Consider the following 17,877-nt stretch of genomic DNA (forward strand, 5'->3'; position numbering starts at 1 on the left):
TTACTCACCTGCGTTTCACTCCTTTTCTTTAAAAAATGCGTGATGCCATGCGTAGAATCTTCGTACGCCGCACCACGCATTTTCAAAATTTTTAAATTGTCAGGAAAGATTAGATTCCGTACTTATCAATGTCTTCCTGTGTGATCGTTGTAGCATCAAATCCCTTTTCTTCCATGATGACTACCTTGTCTTCTAATTTCTCGCCAGCCTCTAACTTCTTGATGATGCCATCAATGGTAGATGCCTGATAAGGGTTGCACTGTCCATCATAGTTCCAGTTCTGGTTCAAGAGTTCTTCCAATGCCCATGAGTTGCAGTCAAATCCCATAACAATAACATCTTTGCCAACGCCGTGAGAGATGTTTGCCTTGTCAAGAGCTGCTACAGCACCCTTAGCCATGTCGTCGTTCTCAGCATAGATAACATTGAACTTTGTTCCCTTGTCGATCTCTGACTGAACGATCTGCTGTGCTTTCTCTGCGTTCCACTCTGCTGTCTGCTGTGTAACGATGTTCCAGTTGTCATCTGACTTAGCCTTCTTATCCAAAGCGCCGGTACGTCCCTGCTGTGCTGCAGAACCCATAACACCCTGAATGTGGATGATATTGTATTCATCTAAGCCCTGATCTGCTAACCAATTAACTGCTGTCTCGCCTTCTTTGTCCATATCAGATACGATAGATGCTTCATATAAACTGTCATCAGCGTCGATTGTACGGTCGAATAAGATAACTCTGATGCCTGCATCCTGTGCATCCTTTAATACGGAATCCCATCCTGCTGTATCAGCAGCAGAAAGAAGAAGATAATCAACACCGTCCTGAATGAACTTCTGTGCTGCTGTGATCTGCTCATCGTTCTTCAAACTGTAAGCAAAGGAAGCGTCATATCCATTCTCCTTTGTGAACATTTCTTTCATGTCCTTATCGTTTGCTGTACGATAACCAGACTCATTAGGATCATTGTTGATGATACCTACTTTGATCAGATCTCCTGATCCTGAATCAGATGACCCCCCATCTGATGATGCGCCCTTAGATCCACAAGCGGCTAAACCAAATACCATTGTGAGTGCCAAGATGGCTGCAAGAACTTTCCTCTTCATATAATTGTACCTCCCAAATTATAAATTTTAAGGACCATCCCTTGATGTATTACATTCTATGAGATGATCCTTTATTTATCCATGCAGAAAAATCTCAGAAAAGTTGAAATTCTTCTGCCTTCCATATTTTATTTGGTTTTTTTATGTTTGAAGTTGATTTTTTTATTTTGCTTCAACGTAAGGGAGAATCACACGTACACTTGTGCCCTCTCCGTAGACACTTTCAATAAAAATGCCATATTCTTCACCGAAATTCAGACGGATCCTTTCGCAGACATTGTAAAGCCCGTAAAAGTCCTTGCCGGTCAGGACCTTATTTTGTATGCCGGACTGCACCTGCCTAAGGCGCGTCTCGTCAATACCGATACCGTCGTCTGTCACGGTGATGGTAAAATCCTTTTCCCCCGCCTCCCCACGAATACTGATATGCCCCATGCCGCGTTTATTCTTGATGCCGTGATAGAGGGCATTTTCTACCAGCGGCTGGATCGTGATCTTGGGGATACTGTAAATATAAAGGGCTTCCGGCACCTCAATATCATAACTTAAGATATCCTGATACCGGACATGCTGGATCTCCAGATAACTCTTTACATGGAGCATTTCTTCCTTAATGGAATTGATGTCCTTCCCCTGATTTAAGGAAGTACGGAAGAAATCCGAAAGATTTCGCACCATACCGACGACCCGCTTCTGTTCGCCTGCTTCTGCCAGCCAGATGATGGCATCCAGCGTATTATAGAGGAAATGCGGATTGATCTGTGCCTGCAAAAGTTCAAATTCCGCCTTGCGCAGACGGATCTGCTCTGTCGTGACCTGTTCCAAAAGTTCGTTGATCTTATCGATCATGGTATTCATGGAATTGCTGAGTGCCGTCGCTTCCACACCAGTATTGACGTTGGCACGGACAGACAGATTTCCCTTGGCAATCTCATCCGTCACCTGGCTCAATTCCTTAAAAGGCCGCGTGATGCTCAGCGGAATCAGATAAGACATGATACCGACTGCGACCACAACGCCCACCAGAGCGATCAGGCAAAAACGGAGCATCCAGGTGTAGAATTTCTGGTAGTCATCCTTTGACTTCTGGATCCCCTGGATCTCATAGTAGGTGTATTGCGAGATCTCGTCCCGCACCAGGGTCGTAACGATCTGGACATCATTTTCCCAGATTTCCATGTTCTCCTCGTACAGGTTGCCCTCTGCCATGTTTTCATCAATACGCGCCACATAGACCTGCAAACTATCCAAGTATTTACGGATATCCTGCAAACGATCCCGATTATCCTGCGATTCTGTGATATTTTCCAAGCCCTTGACAACATTTTTGGCATGACGCAGCATGGTGTCTACATCCGACTCCTTGAGCGTCTTATTACCAACAATCACCAGATAGATCTCATAGTCAAAATCTTTCTTAAAATCCAGACTGAACTCACTCGCCACCAGCGTCGAGTTGATCATGTCCTCATAACGCTGATTGCTGGACCAAAGATTGTAAATACTAAAAAAGAGGATGGAAAAAATTGGCACCAAAAGGACAAGATACGAAAATCGGATCTTGGTCGCTAATGTGGATCGATTGTAAAATTCTATCCATCGTTTTCTCATACCGTCTTGGCTCCATTTCGATACTGGGTCGGTGTCATTCCCTGAGTCTTTTTAAAGAGATAGGAAAAATAATGTGCATCCTTATATCCCACCAAAAGACTGATGGCACTGCTCTTTTCGCCGGTGCAGCGCAAAAGTTCCTTTGCTTTTCCCATGCGGTAATCTGTCAGGTATTTGATAAAGGTCTGACCGGTCTGCTGGCTGAAAATGGTACTCAGATGGTTGGGTGAGAAATTGACATAGGAAGCAACCGTATTTAAAGACAGATCTTCCTCTGCATAGTTCTCGCCTATATAATGCATGACCTGCTCTACCACATCACGGTAACGGTCAGTTGCCCGCTGTTCCCGTAGGTTGACCGCCTTTTGTAAAATGCCCTGCACATAGTCCATGGCTTCTTTTTCATCGCCCACAATACCGGAATTTAAGTCCGGTGCAGCCACCTGCTCTTTTCCTACATGAATACTCTCCAGGAAATCACTGACGCAGAAGTAGGCATCCATGACGATATACTGGCGGAAAATACCGGATTTTAAGGCATTTGTACCGACTCCGCGGAAAAATTCTTCCACAAAATATACCACTTCATCCGAACCGCCCACCTTTAAGAATTCCGTGATCTTACCGCGGTTGACTTCCTTGGTATTGACACTCTCGATAGAAAATGCCTCCTCAGCCTCCGCCTTTTCACTGTCCTGACTGCGAATGACCATATTCTCCTTTTGCAGATAACGATGTGCAAAAGCACGTCTCGCCTGTTCAAAGGACTCCGGCAACTCCCGCAGACGGTTGACCGGCTCTCCCATGCCAACATAGTAGACCAGATGATGATAGGTTCCGATCGTTTTCTGCAAGACCTCTAAGAAAAGTTTTTCCTTTTCCTCGATCTCTTCCCTGCTGTCTCCCTTAAACAAAAGCGCCTTTCCTTCCAGACTGCGCTCGAATGCCAGTACATCGCTCTCGGATTCATAGGCCTTTAAGGTTTCTTCTGCCTCTACAATACTGCTGGAGAACTCATCTCTGGCATGTCTGGTCGATTTAATCTGTACCAGGACGATATTGTACCAAATGGCAGAAATATCCAGTTCCAGATGGTCTGCCATTTCCAGCAATTCGACCGGCGTCTTGCTTCCGGTCACCAGATACTTAAAGAAATCTTTACGGTTCTTCTGGACATTTTCTTCCATTTCCCGCTGATACTGCTCGCGGACTTCCTGTTCTTTCTTTTTCTCCCGGATCTTTTCCGCTAACTGATCCAACTCCTGCAAGAGTTCATCCCCACTGATCGGTTTGGAAAGATACTGTGCCACACCAAGTTTGATGGCTTCTTTGGCGTAGGCGAACTCCTCAAATCCTGTCAGGATGATGATCTCGATCCATGGCATCTCCTTCTTGATCAGTTTGCTCAATTCCAGACCATCCATAAAAGGCATACGGATATCCGTAATGACGATATCCGGTTTACATTTTTGGATCATAGGATAGGCAACTTCCCCATCGCCTGCTTCCCCGCAAAATTCATAACCATGGGAAGCCCAGTCAATATTATTCTTGATGCCTTCCCGCATAACGAATTCATCTTCGACTAAAAATACCTTCAACATATCTCATCTTCCTCTGTTTCCTCCACCAGATAAAGCGGACGCTTCTTGGTCTCCAGATAAGTCTTTGCCATGTATTGCCCCAAAATACCCATACACAGAAGTTGTATGCCCGCAATAAAGATAATGATGCAGACCATGGAAGGCCAGCCGGAAGTCGGATCACCAAAGATCAGCGTTCTTACTATGATAAAAATGATCGCAACAAATGCCACTAGGCAAAATACCATCCCCATCACCGATGCGATCACAAGCGGTGCCGTTGAAAAGGCAACGATGCCGTCCAAAGCATACAGGAACAACTTCCAGAAAGACCATTTTGTTTCTCCGGCAGACCGTTCAATATTTTCATATTCCAGCCACTTCTTCCGGAAACCGACCCAGCCAAAGATACCCTTGGAAAAGCGATTGTACTCCCCCATGCTTAAGATCGCCTTCACGACCTTGCGGTTCATCAACTGAAAGTCTCTGGCTCCATCCACAATATCTGCATTTGAAATCTTCTTCATAATATGGTAGAACATTCTGGCAAAAAAGGACCGGATCGGCGGCTCTCCCTTTCGGGTAACACGGCGCGAGCCTACACAATCATAGCCTTCCTCCTCGATCGCCTGCAGCATTTCCGGCAACAATGCCGGCGGGTCCTGTAGATCTGCATCCAAAATTGCCACATAGTCACCCGCCGCATTCTGCAACCCTGCATAGATGGCTGCTTCCTTTCCAAAATTTCTGGAAAAGGAAACATATCGCACACGCGCATCCTTTTTATGTAAATCCCGTAGAACTTCAAGGGTTCCATCCGAAGATCCGTCATCAATAAAGAGATACTCGATCTCCACTCCAGGTAATTTCTTTTCTACCCGCAATGCCTCCGCATAAAAGATAGGCAGTGCCTCCTCCTCATTGTATGCCGGAACCACCATGGTCAACTTCTTTTCACTCATACTCTTTCTCTCTGTCAAAATCAATATAATCTGCTCTACTTACGGTCAAACAGAGCCATCATGCCCTTGGTAAGGTCCTCCAACTTATCCTCTGCATCTGCAAGGGAAGCCCCCTTTACGCCAAAGTAGAATTTGATCTTTGGTTCTGTACCGGAAGGACGTACACAGCACCATGCATGATCCTCCAACTCATAGTAAAGCACATTGGAAGTCGGAAGTCCGGTAGGACTCTTGCTGCCGTCTGCCATATCGATACGCAGATCTGTCTTATAATCACGGACTGCCAGCACCTTATAATCACCGATCGCCTGCGGCAGATTTTCTCTCGCATCTGCCATCATCTGCTGGATCTGTTCTGCGCCATCCATGCCCTTTAAGGTGATGGTCTCTAATCCCTCTTTGAAATAGCCATATGTTTCGTACATATCCAACATGGCATCCCACAGGGTCTTGCCCTGCTTTTTATACCAGGATGCAACTTCGCAAAGCATCATAACGGCAACACAGGCATCCTTATCTCTGGCATAGGTCCCGGCAAGACAGCCGTAACTTTCTTCCAGACCAAAGACATAATGATATGTGTGATTTTCCTCAAACAGACGGATCTGCTCACCAATGTATTTAAATCCGGTCAGGACCTCGATCAGTTTCACACCGTAAGCCTCGGCAATGACTTTTGCCATATCCGTAGTAACAATGGTCTCGACCAGAGCCGGGTCTTGCGGCATGGTTCCCGTGGCTGTCCGCTCCTTTAAGATATACTCTGCAATCAGCATACCTGACATATTTCCGGTAAAGGAAACATACTGACCGCTTTTGGTATCCTTACAATAGACGCCAAGACGGTCGGCATCCGGGTCTGTGGCAAGCACGATATCCGCATCCACTTTCTTTGCAAGTGCAAGGGCAAGTTCAAATGCCTTTGGCGATTCCGGGTTTGGATAGGCAACGGTCGGGAAATTGCCGTCCGGCTTTTCCTGTTCCGGCACAACATAGACCTTTTCAAAGCCCAGTTCCTTTAATACACGGCGGACCGGGATATTTCCGGTTCCATGCAAAGGGGTATAAACGATGGTAAAGTCTTTCGCCATCTCAGAAATAACCTCCGGGTGGATGGACTGCTTCTTCAGTTCTGCCATGTAAGCATCATCGATCTCCTGATCGATCTCCTGATAAAGTCCGGCTTCTCTTGCCTTGACCTCGTCCATAGTCTTGACCAGATCAAAGGAAGTCACTTTTGCCACCTCGGCTAAGATATTTTTATCATGCGGCGGTGTAATCTGGGCGCCATCTTCCCAGTAAACCTTATAACCGTTGTATTCTCTCGGATTGTGGCTAGCGGTAATGACAATACCTGCAATACAACCCAAATTTCTAACCGCAAAAGAAAGTTCCGGTGTCGGACGCAGGCTGGTAAAGCGATAGGTCTTGATGCCGTTGGCATTGAGGCAAAGGGCTGCCTCCTTGGCAAATTCCGGTGACATGATACGGGAATCATAAGCAATCGCCACGCCCTTATCCTGTCCTTTTTGTGCCAGAATGTAGTTTGCCAATCCCTGGGTTGCCTGACGGACGGTGTAGATGTTCATGCGGTTGGTTCCTGCACCGATCACGCCGCGCAGACCACCGGTACCAAATTCCAGTTGGCGATAGAAGCGGTCCTCGATCTCCTTTTCATCATCTGCGATGGCGCGCAGTTCTTCCTTTGTTGCTGCATCAAAGTATGGGTTTTGCAGCCAGTCCCAGTATGTATCTTTGTAGTTCATGCTTGCCTCCTATTACAAAAAATCTGTTTCTCCACGCTTCTTCAACTCGTCCACAATCTTTTTAACATCCTGGGCACGGTTCTTGTCGCACACAAGGATCGCATCGTCGGTCTCGACGACGATAAGATTGTCGATGCCGATCGTGGTGATCAGGCGTTTCTTTCCATAGACAATGCTATTTGTCGTATCAATGCCGATATGGTTGGCTGCGATCACATTGCCGGATGCATCCGCATCATAAAGAACACCCAGATTATCCCAACTTCCCACATCATTCCATCCAAATTCCGCAGAGATCACAAGCACATCAGAACTCTTTTCCATGATACCATAGTCAATGGAAATGCTTGGAATGTTTGGATAAACACGGGCGATCGTCTCTTTTTCTACATCCGTTCCCATGGCGTCACCAATCTCATGCAGGCAGGCTGCCACATCCGGGAGTAACTGGTCAAAAGCACGCAGGATGGTAGATGCCCGCCAGATGAACATGCCGCTGTTCCAAGCGTACTCTCCACTGGCGACATAGGCTTTTGCTGTCTCTTCATCCGGTTTTTCCTTGAATTCTACGACTTTTTTTGCATAAGCAGCATCTGTAGCATCAAACTTGATATATCCGTAGCCGGTCGATGGGAAAGTCGGTGTGATCCCCAGCGTGATCAACTTATCCTCCTGCTCGGCGATCTGAATGGCTTCTTTTAAAACGCGCGTAAATTCCGGCTGGTTCTTGATGAAATGATCCGACGGAAAGATACACATGATGCCGTCACCATATTTTTTTACGATCTCTAATGCTGCATATCCAATGCAGGCGGAAGTATTTCTTGCTGCCGGCTCCGCTAAGATATGGTCTGCCACGATACGGCTTTCTGTTGCCGTACGCATTTTCGGCACCTGGGTCTCATTTGTCACAATGAAAATATCCTGATTGTCTGTAAAAGTAGCGATCCGGTCGATCGTTTCATTGACCATCAGGTCTTTTCCACTCAAATTCAATAACTGCTTTGGTTCCTCTGCTCTGGAGAGCGGCCAAAATCTCGTACCGCCGCCACCAGCCATGATCACGCCATATGTCTTCATTCTACTCTACCTCTCTTTTTATTCTGCAATATGTCCTAAATTCTCGTTGTGATCAGTTCGCAAGTCCCCTCGATATGAAGAACCTTGCGCCCTGCGGAAACAAAAATACTGTCTCCTGCTCCAAAAGAAATGCTTTCCTCTCCACATGATATTATGCCATTTCCAGCCAAAATCACAAGAGAAACAAAAGATGCTTCATCCACATAAAGTGTCTGTTTTTCCCGGATCCGGTACTTTTCACACTGAAAATACTTGCAAAGGCTCAACTGCTGCACCACATTCCCATCTTTTTCCTGTGGCTCCAGCAAACCAAATGCTCCCTGCTCATAAGGTTCAAATTTCATGACATCCAGTGCCTTATCCACATGGAGCGGACGCTTCTTCCCCTCCTTATCCACACGATCGTAGTCATATACACGATAGGTGGAATTGGAATTCTGCTGGATCTCACAGATCAGGATACCTGCACCAATGGCATGGATCGTCCCCGCCGGGATAAAGATCACGTCCCCCTTTTTGACATAAACCTTATTCAACACTTCCGTGATGGAATTGTCCGCCAGACGTTTTCGCACTTCCTCCTCAGATACCCTGCGCGAAAAGCCGCAATACAGATAAGCGCCTTCTACGGCATCCATCACATACCACATTTCATTTTTGCCAAACTCTTTTTCATGAACAAAAGCATAGTCATCCCCGGGATGGATCTGCACGGAAAGCGGTTTTGCCGCATCGATAAACTTGATCAGGATCGGGAAACGGTCAAAGGTACGGCTTTTCCAGCCGCAGACTTTCGATCCATATTGGCGGATAAAATCGCCAAACGGCTGATCATCAAAAGTCCCCCCGACAATATGGCTCTGTCCATCTTTATGCGCCGATAATTCCCATGATTCCGCAGTGATATCATAGGGGCTCTGTTTGCCGAACTGTCTTACCAGACGATCCCCTCCCCACAGATAGTCCTTGTATGCCGGAGATAAGAGATACAGTTCCGGTAATTTCTGTCCTGCCATCGGCACCTCGTCCAGATGGATCATGTCTCGTTCATCAATCTCCTGCCCTGTGTCGACCTCGATCACGACTACATTCTGGTCTCCATCATTAAACAGTCGATGCATCTGATTGGGCAGAATATTGATACTTTCATGCTCCCGGATATGTAATAACCTGCCATCTAATTCAATCGAAAGCCGACCTTGTATCACAGCATAGTTCTCATTTCTTTTCTCGTGAGAATGTGCCGATAAGGTCGCTCCCGGATACATCAGAATACGCCGCACACGATAGCCCGGTGCCTGTGCGATGATCTCCCGCATGCCCCAGTTACGATATACCATGGGACTATAGTTAAAATATGCCTCATAAGTATCCGGCGCCTCTGCGATAATGCTCTTGATATCCTGCTCAGATTCCTTTCTGGTAATATAAATGGCATCCTCTGTATTGACCACAAACAGATCATCCAGATCATTGCCCACGATCAACTGCCGATCGGTCCGATTGATGACCGTCGTGTTCTTGCAATCACGCAGGATGGTATTTTTATGTTCTGTTCCGACGGACACACTCTCATAAGAGTGGAAATTACTGACATCCTGCCACTGCATAAAAAGCGGTATCACAGATAGATGATCTGATGTCTCAAGAAGTGCTTTCTCTATGTGAATACGTCCGGTCTTATGTACGCCGGATGGACTTTCATGCTCTTTTTCATACTTTTCCTGCCGGATCCGCAAAGTATCTTCCAGTTCTTCCTGCAACATGCCATTATTACAAAGGATCATGCCACTATTCCACAAAATATCATCCTGATAGAATAATTGTTGGGCAAGCGCCTTGGATGGCTTTTCAATAAAACGGCTGACATGATTTCCCTGATGCCGGATATAGCCATAACCTGTTTTCGGTGCATCCGCCCGAACACCAAACAGAACATACTGTCCCTGCTCTGCAAGCACCTTTGCCTGATAAAGGGCATCCGAATATCCCTCACCGATCAAAACCAGATCTGCCGGCATGATCAGTACCATTTCTTCTTTGGAAAGAACAGAACTCGCCTTGAGTACCGCCGGTGCCGTACCAAGTGCCTCCGTCTCCACAATGATCTGGTAGGAGATCCCCTGGAACTGGTTCATCTGCCCTTCAACAATCTCCTGGTATTCCTGATTGGTAACGATGACAAACTCATCACAAAAAGGAATATTACGGATAATGGTCTCCTGGAACAAAGAATTATCCTGGTTCAGATTCAAGAATTGTTTGGGTGCATTTTTTCTGGAAAGCGGCCACAACCGGTCACCTGCGCCCCCCGCTAATATGATTGCTTTCACTGATCTACTCCTATCATTAAAATCTATCTAAGATACTCCTTCAAATCGTACCACACGCATTCCTCAATCTCCCTCGCTATTCTCTCACAGCGAGTCTTATACATTCCGACTTTTTTCCCCACTGCAACAAGATCTTTCATGCCCGGATTCCTGCCGTTGCCGTCTACTGTTGTTGTGTGTTCACCATAGTACGTGTTACTGTAAGTCAAATCATAAGCAGGACTCGTATGCCATTTTTTTCTTTCTTCATCATAGATAAATGAAAAATTTTTGGCGTGATCGTCACGGTTATGCGCATACACATTAAAACACTTCCTTCTTCTACAACTCTATCAAAACGCTTTGTTCCAAAATAACCAGAACTGGTCTGTGACGGAAAAAGTCTTGTCTCTGTCATCTCAATCCCACATTTTCTAGCACAAAGGGAATAATCATACTCCATCTTTCCACTATTCTGCTTATCAACATGTGCCGGAAACTTTATAATCCAATATTTATCATTGATCTGCGTCATAATCTTTGGTCTTGCTCCACCACTGGTTCCTCCCAGTTGGTACAGTTCATCTAATTTGTCCGAATATTCTGTTAAAAGAATTTTTTGGCATTGTCTAGCCAATTCATCTAAATCAGCCTGACTTTCTGCCAATCTGATAGAATATGCTGGCTGATATGTTAACGTTCCCTTGCCAGAGGTTCCTACAATCGCAAGGCGATCCAAGACATTGTAAGAACTAATATTCTCGCCATGCTCTTTTATAATCCGCTCTAAAAGTAACTGCCCCATGCATCTGGAAGACTATCGGCAAATACACCAAATAATCCATTAAAATATAACTTTGAAGGAACAAAGACACCTCTTTTCAAGGGTAATGAAAAGGGACTGATGGAAAAACCCTTTTCCAGCCACACGTCACTGTACGAAAATGCCACCTTATGATTGGATGTTTCCGCAAGTATTCCTACCTTGTCACTGCCGAGATAAACCTCCAGTCCTTTCTCTGTTTTCATTGATTACCTCCTGAATATCCTGATATGGCACTTGTGAAAACAAATCTCTCAGTTCGTCCGCCAGTCCCAATGCCATAGCCAACTTAGTCAACGATAATAAGGAAATCTGTCCTGTTGTTTCAAATCGTTTGACAGAGCCATAACTAACACCGCTAAGATCTGCTAAACTCCGTTGAGATATCTGACGTCGTTTGCGGATATTTCGCAAATGCTCTGCTACTTTCTTATCTAATTCTTCTGCCGTTTCCCAAACCAAGGCTTCCATTTCAGTGCTCCTTTTGGATAATATATTGTTCAATTTATGCATTTTTGCTTATTTTTGTATAATATATTATCTATAATAGCATGGTTTTATCGATGATTCAACCTAATAAAATCCCAGATATCTCCCAAGTTTTTTTCCACATATACGCTGCCCAATCCATACACACAGATAAGTGAGTATCAAGGTCAGTATCGTGTTAAGAGGAAATAAAAATCCTGTATTATGCCTCAAAAAATATATCACTAGGGGATGCACCAGATAAATACCAAAGGAAGCATCACCAATAGAAATCACGATTCGCCTAAAAATTTCTTTTTTACTACCTTTCTCCGTATATATTTCATCTTTATGAAGACCTGTAATATAAAAAAACACCAGCACACACACACATCCTGTCACAAACATAGACGAAAGTTTGACCTGTGTTGTAGCAAAATCTTCTCTGCCAAAAGATAGCCAGAATTTTCCTTCCAACACTTCTAAAAACATTGCCAGCCCCATAACTATACTCCACTGTTGATATCTGCCGTGTATCCGAATTATTCCTCTTCTAAAAAGCATTCCCAGATAAACAAAAGATATCCAAACCAGGCAGTTATTGATATTCCATGGATAAATCAGATAGTGTCCCGTCAATGCCCAGATTACCTCGACCAGAATTGCCACCGGCGTAATAGCAAGTCCCAGCCAATAATATCTTGCATCTAATAGTTTCCATAAAATTGGCACAAGCAATGTGATCTGCAGATAAACAAAAATATAGTAGTAAATGCTACTCTCCTGAAATGTCAGCAGGTTCCATGCCAGATCCTGATAATCTCCATAAACCACGCAAAGCAAAAGTGACCAGACTAGGTAGGGTATGAATACCCTAAGTATTCTTTTTGTGTAAAATACCTTCACATCCTCTATACGGGGTGTCAGAAAACCTGATAAAAAAAGAAATACTCCAACACCAAAATTCACTAACGGACGGATGTATAGTTCATATGGACTCTGCCCTACGGTATGAATCACTAGCACAGATATAATGGCTATCGCCCGAATAATCTGTATTCTATTTTTAGATTTTTCATTTAGTTGTATCATTTCGGCTTCCATTTATTGACGTTCGTCAAGTTTTCTTGTGTGTTTTATTATAATTTTCCAGACCAGAACTATCCCTACAATCAGTCCGGTCTGAAGTAGGGACATAACGAATATACTATGTATTCCCAAGCCCTGACACAAAGCCTTCCAATCGCTAAACTGCCGAAAGATATTGGCTAGACACAGTATTTCTAAGGTATTTTGCCCACACCAGACAATCATTGATCCCAGCAAAGGTATTCTTTTCATAAAATGACTGCAGAATACAACGAGATAGGTTCCTGCGATAGCAGAAAAAATACATAGAGGGAAACCTTCGTAAACACGATTTGCCATGACAAGCAGGCCGAAACAGATCCCCAACATCCATATGACAAGCATCATTGCTAGAATTCCCATACGCATCCATGAGAATCTATATAATTTCTCCCGGGATAGTTTTTTCGCTGCGTCGCCAACCGCCACAAAAAGCACCGCCATCATCCCCTGATCCAAATAATAAAAATTAGCACTTCCATACTTTTGTGATAAACAGTAGCCCAGTACAAAAACAAGCAAAACCAGTATGATCTGCATATACCGATTTTTCGTCAGGCATTTGATGCCAACATAAATCATAAGAGCCTCAAACAATGCCAGCAAAAACCACAAAAGCCAGATATCCCTTGCACAAAGTGTATCAACCATCTTATGAAACAGATATTTGCCTGTTGCCTGCCAGTTAGCGTGCAGAATAAATATGGCCTTGAAAAAACCTACAAGTATTGCCAGTCCGGCAAACTCCAGATATGGCAAAAGCAGTCCTTTCGCTTTCTTTTTCAAAGTCTGTCTAAATGGTTGATCTTTCAGAAGATATCCGCTAATGATAAAAAACAAGGGCATGTGAAAAGAGGTAATGACCTTTCCATGCCCTATAATATGATCATAAATCATTAGAAGAATGGCAAATCCTCTGGCAAAATCCAGTGTTAAGTTGCGTTTTTTTTCTTCTTTTCGTCCCATGTCTGGTACTCTTCCAATCTCTTGATAAAACCATCAAATTCAGGAACCGTAAAGTCCAATTCTCGGTATCGAACCGGATATATAATTCCCTTTCTTTTACAGACAAGGAAAACGTGCTATTTGAAGGATCAAAAGAAACATTCAAGGATTTGACTGCATCAAGTGCAGCCTCTACCAGATGCTACAACTTGTCTTTGGCACTGTACTTACGAATGTATGCTTGTGCACATGCAGATATTTGAGAGATAAAATCATTTCTTGTCTCCACCTCTATGTGTCTGCTGAAAATCTCCTTGTCCTCTGCAATTTCCTCCAGCGCATTTAACAAGACCGTCTCCCCCCCCCCGAAGCCCACTATAAATAATAGATTGTGTCGGTATGTTAAGCCGCAAAGTTTCAAATATCTGTGCTACTTCTTCCAGATCCTGATCACGTCCAGCGAGAACCAGAGGCTTCGTTCCCGCTCCCGGTCTATACGGATTTATAAGTTTATTCTTCTTATTACCATCACCTCATGGTTCTAATATGCCATTTAATCGCACCCGCATCAGTGCCTCTACGTTATCATATGTAAATTTACACAATTGATTTTGCTATAAGTTTTCTCAATTGCATCTTTCTTATTTTATTAGTTTATATGCTTTCCAATCGACAATCGAAACTCCCGCAACATATTCCTCTCCTGTGTAACCCAAATCACCTGCAACTTTATCAAGAGCCCCTTTCTCATCAGCATAGTGATTCGCATAAATGCTAGCTTTTCCTTCTAGCTCTAAAAACTAATTTAGGGGAGCAAATTCTCTCTTATGAACTCTTCTATTTGTATCCTATATCTCTCCATGTCATAGTTAAAACAAATGGCAACGAAAGTAATATGTAAAAACTATAGCGGTAGATCATAGACGCAGGACTTGCAACCATCATACATCCCCAACATAAATACAGTGGCAGAAACGTTAACATTAATTTATATCGTTTATTTTTCCAGGCAATACATGTACACAAATTTAAAAGTAAAAACATAATTCCTGGCGTAAGCCACAGGTTCCATTCGCAGGCATCTTCATGAAATCCTTGAAGCAATTTAGTCAAACCATTCGGCAATAAAGAATCATTTTTCAAGGATATGCTTGCTAAGTATTCGCCCCATATACTAGTATCCCCTGTATTATTATTAAGTTTTAGAAAAATTGATTGCGTCTTATCAACCGCGTTCGTATTGTATGCAGCCAAACTCCAATTTCCATACGTGTGATACAGATATGCCTTCACATAGATTGTAAGATTCTTTTTTAACATACTTGCCCATGTTTGCAAAAATTCTTTTTTGTGCGCGGCTAGATAAAGGTTATCAAAATGCTCGTCAAACTTTATTGGATCCACAAACGCAAAAGCATAATTTTGTCTCCATTTTTCTTCTGGCAATACCGCATACAGCACTTCTTCCTCATCTTCTGACATGTTTCCATTCCACACAACAGTTGCAGCCATTTGGACTAATGGTACGCTCATAGATTCTCTAAACGACTCATCATATCCTCCAAATCGAACATTCTTTGCATAATCCAAGCCACTATTCAATACTACTAATGTGATTAGAAGTATCGCCAAATGTTTTCTTTGGCTTTTACAAAAAATAAACAACAATATCATAATCGGCACTAATACCAATTTACCATTAGAACGAGAAAACCAAACAACGAAAACTGCCACAACAATCTGCCACCAGCATGCTTTTTCTCCGTGTATCAAATCGTAAATGTTCGGTAACAACAGAAAAAACGCATATGTAAACCATGTATCCTTCAATAAAGCAATCGTATAATTCCCTATCAATGGCATAGCCATAATATATATCATATTCAAGATAAGCAACCACTTGGCTATGCCTTTCCTCGCAATCCACCGCAAATAGTTGGCAACAATATAGGATGCTGCAAAAATTTGCAAAATGACAATGATAGCATATGCTATGGTTGCATTTTTACACATAAAAAAGATGCCCCGAAAAAAACCATATATAATCATCTGAAACATCGCTGGTTGAAGCGTATTCTGCCAAAATCCCATCAAACAGTTGATTGTATCGTTCATCCCTGTTCCAGGAAAATATAATGCCAACAATATTCCTAATAAAAACGAGTATATAATAAATGTACTCCAAAATACTCTGTTTTCATTATATGGTTTCATTGTGGCGACATTAGTTTGATGCGCTCCTTTATCAACAACGGTAATCAACAGATACGCCATAATGGAAAGTATGGCACACACTAAAAGTCCTCTTTCATTAACTAAGTCAATGTCATACCTCAAAAATCCTCCTTTATCTACTGCTACCGGATTCAATTGATAAGTACACATACCTGCAATACCTACTGAAAAAGAGAATAATAGGTATATTAGTTGACATTCGATATTTCGTCGCCCTATGTTTTTTATATTTCTTAACATTATTCTTTTCTCTCCTTCACTAACATCTATATGTTCTCCTCTCTACCTTATTTCTACTTTCTATTTATACTAATTACATCGTTCATTCTTTTCCAGGATGATGAAATCTCTAATTCCCATTCGCTGTTTTCTGATGCATCACATGCCACCTGTGAAAATCCCATCTTACCGTAAAAATCCTTTACCATCGCATTTTTCGCAGTTGGATAATAGAAGCCGCGGATCTTTTTGATTCCCTTATTTTGACAGGTCTCTATCAGGGTATCCAGCATAGCGTATTCCATATCCCTTTTTAAAACACGGCAACTCATGATCCACAATTCAATGTGACATTCTTCTTTAACCCTCTTGCCGATGACTACAGATATGCATGATAATCTGTAAAAGCATGCTGACTTTTCTTTCGATTCGCATTAGCACGGTACATGTCATTACGTTTCTGATCATCTTCGGACAAAATCGTTGTCTCAAAAAATCCATTGCGGTCTAAAATACGGATATAATCTCTTGCATCCCCGATCTCCGGCGCGCATACCCCATCTAAATTTTGCGCCACAATACCATTTCCTAACTATATCCACTTTCTGCTGTATTTATTTTTCGACATGCTCCACACGACCAAAAGAGTAACAGCAAAAACTAAGATCACATCCACCAAACTCCTAATCGGTCTCCAACTAACATACCGGATTGTCAACCAATGCTGCAATAACAGAAGCGCAATCGTATGTAGAAAGTAGATTCCCATAGAATAGCATCCTGCAAAGAGTAGAACTCTGCTATACCATTTTCTGATTTGACGTTCTCTCCATATATATTTTATAAAAACGAATACTGCAATAGTCAGCCATATAGTTGTCGGAGAGTAATAATCAAACAATGTATATTCCAGTCCGTAGCCTCTATCCACTCGTATCGTCTGCTCGACAATAGATACAATACATGCGAATCCCCCTATGCTATATAGCACATATCTCTGGCCTTTGGTAAATTTCTTTTCTCCCAAATAGGCTCCCAGCACCACATACCCAGGATATCCATATACTGTGCAAAGATTTTGATTTCCATTTGTCCATGTGTTTAAAAAGGAAAACGGTTCTAAATAAGAAAGTCCATTGATCAGACTCGCCATCATCCATAGTCCCAAAAATATTTTTACAACTTTTAGGGAATGATCCTGCACCACAATCGCTTTTAAAATAGGTAGCATGAAATAAATAGGGATCAGCGCATACATAAACCAAAAGGAAAATTCCAACTCTCCCGTGATAAATTTTTTAGGATATGCGAACAACAGTTCTCCAAAACTGAGTTGCCCATACTGTCCCAAGAAAAAGCGTGTGATCTTATGTAAGAGCCCATAAAGAAAAATAGCAATTAAAAATCTTGGAATGTTTTTCGTATATAATTTATGGATATTCAGTTCTCTGTCTTTCTGCAACAGAATTGCTCCCATACAAACGAAGAACATAGGGACACAATAACGAGTTAGTCCAAGATAAACAATATGCCATACTCCCGCTTCAACACCTCCCAAAATGCTGATAACGTGTATCAATACAACACCAATAATGGATATACCCCTTAATATATCTATATACTCTAGTCTCTTCATTGAT

The 17,877-nt window shown here is 42.9% G+C and carries 17 protein-coding genes; all 17 read right to left on the reverse strand.

All coding sequences use genetic code 11. From position 1 onward, the window contains the following. Positions 1 to 109: 109 nt before the first annotated feature. A complete protein-coding gene (locus DW183_RS02530; protein WP_118280485.1) occupies positions 110 to 1,105 on the reverse strand; it encodes an ABC transporter substrate-binding protein in 996 nt (331 codons plus the stop codon). A gap of 162 nt (positions 1,106 to 1,267) precedes the next feature. Continuing rightward, positions 1,268 to 2,716 carry a sensor histidine kinase gene (locus tag DW183_RS02535; RefSeq protein ID WP_118280486.1) on the reverse strand — a complete coding sequence of 483 codons (1,449 nt, stop codon included), beginning with the start codon at positions 2,714 to 2,716 and terminating at the stop codon, positions 1,268 to 1,270. After that, positions 2,713 to 4,320, reverse strand: a complete 1,608-nt coding sequence (locus DW183_RS02540; protein WP_118280487.1) for a response regulator — start codon at positions 4,318 to 4,320, stop codon at positions 2,713 to 2,715. Before DW183_RS02540 ends, DW183_RS02535 begins: the two co-directional genes overlap by 4 nt. Continuing rightward, positions 4,314 to 5,261 (reverse strand): glycosyltransferase family 2 protein, encoded by a 948-nt coding sequence (locus DW183_RS02545; protein ID WP_118280488.1) that lies wholly within the window; start codon positions 5,259 to 5,261, stop codon positions 4,314 to 4,316. Before DW183_RS02545 ends, DW183_RS02540 begins: the two co-directional genes overlap by 7 nt. A 35-nt stretch (positions 5,262 to 5,296) precedes the next feature. Then, complete coding sequence (locus DW183_RS02550; RefSeq protein ID WP_118280489.1) at positions 5,297 to 7,027, reverse strand: phospho-sugar mutase; 1,731 nt, start codon at positions 7,025 to 7,027, stop codon at positions 5,297 to 5,299. A gap of 12 nt (positions 7,028 to 7,039) precedes the next feature. Next, positions 7,040 to 8,107 (reverse strand): mannose-1-phosphate guanylyltransferase, encoded by a 1,068-nt coding sequence (locus tag DW183_RS02555; RefSeq protein WP_118280490.1) that lies wholly within the window; start codon positions 8,105 to 8,107, stop codon positions 7,040 to 7,042. 35 nt (positions 8,108 to 8,142) lie between these two features. Continuing rightward, positions 8,143 to 10,440, reverse strand: coding sequence for a type I phosphomannose isomerase catalytic subunit (locus DW183_RS02560; RefSeq protein WP_118280491.1), 2,298 nt, complete (start codon positions 10,438 to 10,440; stop codon positions 8,143 to 8,145). Between the two features lie 23 nt (positions 10,441 to 10,463). Further along, positions 10,464 to 10,742: a HipA domain-containing protein gene (locus DW183_RS12840; protein ID WP_334294450.1), complete on the reverse strand. Its 279-nt coding sequence runs from the start codon at positions 10,740 to 10,742 to the stop codon at positions 10,464 to 10,466. Beyond that, positions 10,646 to 11,224, reverse strand: a complete 579-nt coding sequence (locus tag DW183_RS12775; RefSeq protein WP_330416262.1) for a HipA domain-containing protein — start codon at positions 11,222 to 11,224, stop codon at positions 10,646 to 10,648. Before DW183_RS12775 ends, DW183_RS12840 begins: the two co-directional genes overlap by 97 nt. After that, positions 11,206 to 11,448 (reverse strand): HipA N-terminal domain-containing protein, encoded by a 243-nt coding sequence (locus tag DW183_RS12780; RefSeq protein WP_330416263.1) that lies wholly within the window; start codon positions 11,446 to 11,448, stop codon positions 11,206 to 11,208. Before DW183_RS12780 ends, DW183_RS12775 begins: the two co-directional genes overlap by 19 nt. Then, on the reverse strand, positions 11,408 to 11,713 hold the full coding sequence (locus DW183_RS02570) for a helix-turn-helix domain-containing protein (RefSeq protein ID WP_118280492.1): 306 nt from the start codon (positions 11,711 to 11,713) through the stop codon (positions 11,408 to 11,410). The genes DW183_RS12780 and DW183_RS02570 overlap by 41 nt, the downstream gene beginning before the upstream one ends. A gap of 102 nt (positions 11,714 to 11,815) precedes the next feature. Beyond that, complete coding sequence (locus DW183_RS02575; protein WP_158573001.1) at positions 11,816 to 12,802, reverse strand: acyltransferase; 987 nt, start codon at positions 12,800 to 12,802, stop codon at positions 11,816 to 11,818. Positions 12,803 to 12,814: 12 nt separating this feature from the next. Further along, positions 12,815 to 13,804, reverse strand: coding sequence for an acyltransferase family protein (locus tag DW183_RS02580; RefSeq protein ID WP_118280494.1), 990 nt, complete (start codon positions 13,802 to 13,804; stop codon positions 12,815 to 12,817). Between the two features lie 816 nt (positions 13,805 to 14,620). Further along, a complete protein-coding gene (locus tag DW183_RS02585) occupies positions 14,621 to 16,258 on the reverse strand; it encodes a DUF6020 family protein (RefSeq protein ID WP_118280495.1) in 1,638 nt (545 codons plus the stop codon). A 53-nt stretch (positions 16,259 to 16,311) separates the two neighbouring features. Then, a complete protein-coding gene (locus DW183_RS02590) occupies positions 16,312 to 16,542 on the reverse strand; it encodes a hypothetical protein (protein WP_186854183.1) in 231 nt (76 codons plus the stop codon). 74 nt (positions 16,543 to 16,616) lie between these two features. Further along, positions 16,617 to 16,814, reverse strand: a complete 198-nt coding sequence (locus DW183_RS02595; protein ID WP_118280497.1) for a hypothetical protein — start codon at positions 16,812 to 16,814, stop codon at positions 16,617 to 16,619. Positions 16,815 to 16,829: 15 nt separating this feature from the next. Beyond that, positions 16,830 to 17,873, reverse strand: a complete 1,044-nt coding sequence (locus DW183_RS02600) for an acyltransferase (protein ID WP_186854184.1) — start codon at positions 17,871 to 17,873, stop codon at positions 16,830 to 16,832. Positions 17,874 to 17,877: the final 4 nt, after the last annotated feature.

This window comes from Roseburia sp. AM16-25 (assembly GCF_003473825.1).
In the GTDB taxonomy this organism is placed as follows: Bacteria; Bacillota; Clostridia; order Lachnospirales; family Lachnospiraceae; genus Pararoseburia; species Pararoseburia lenta.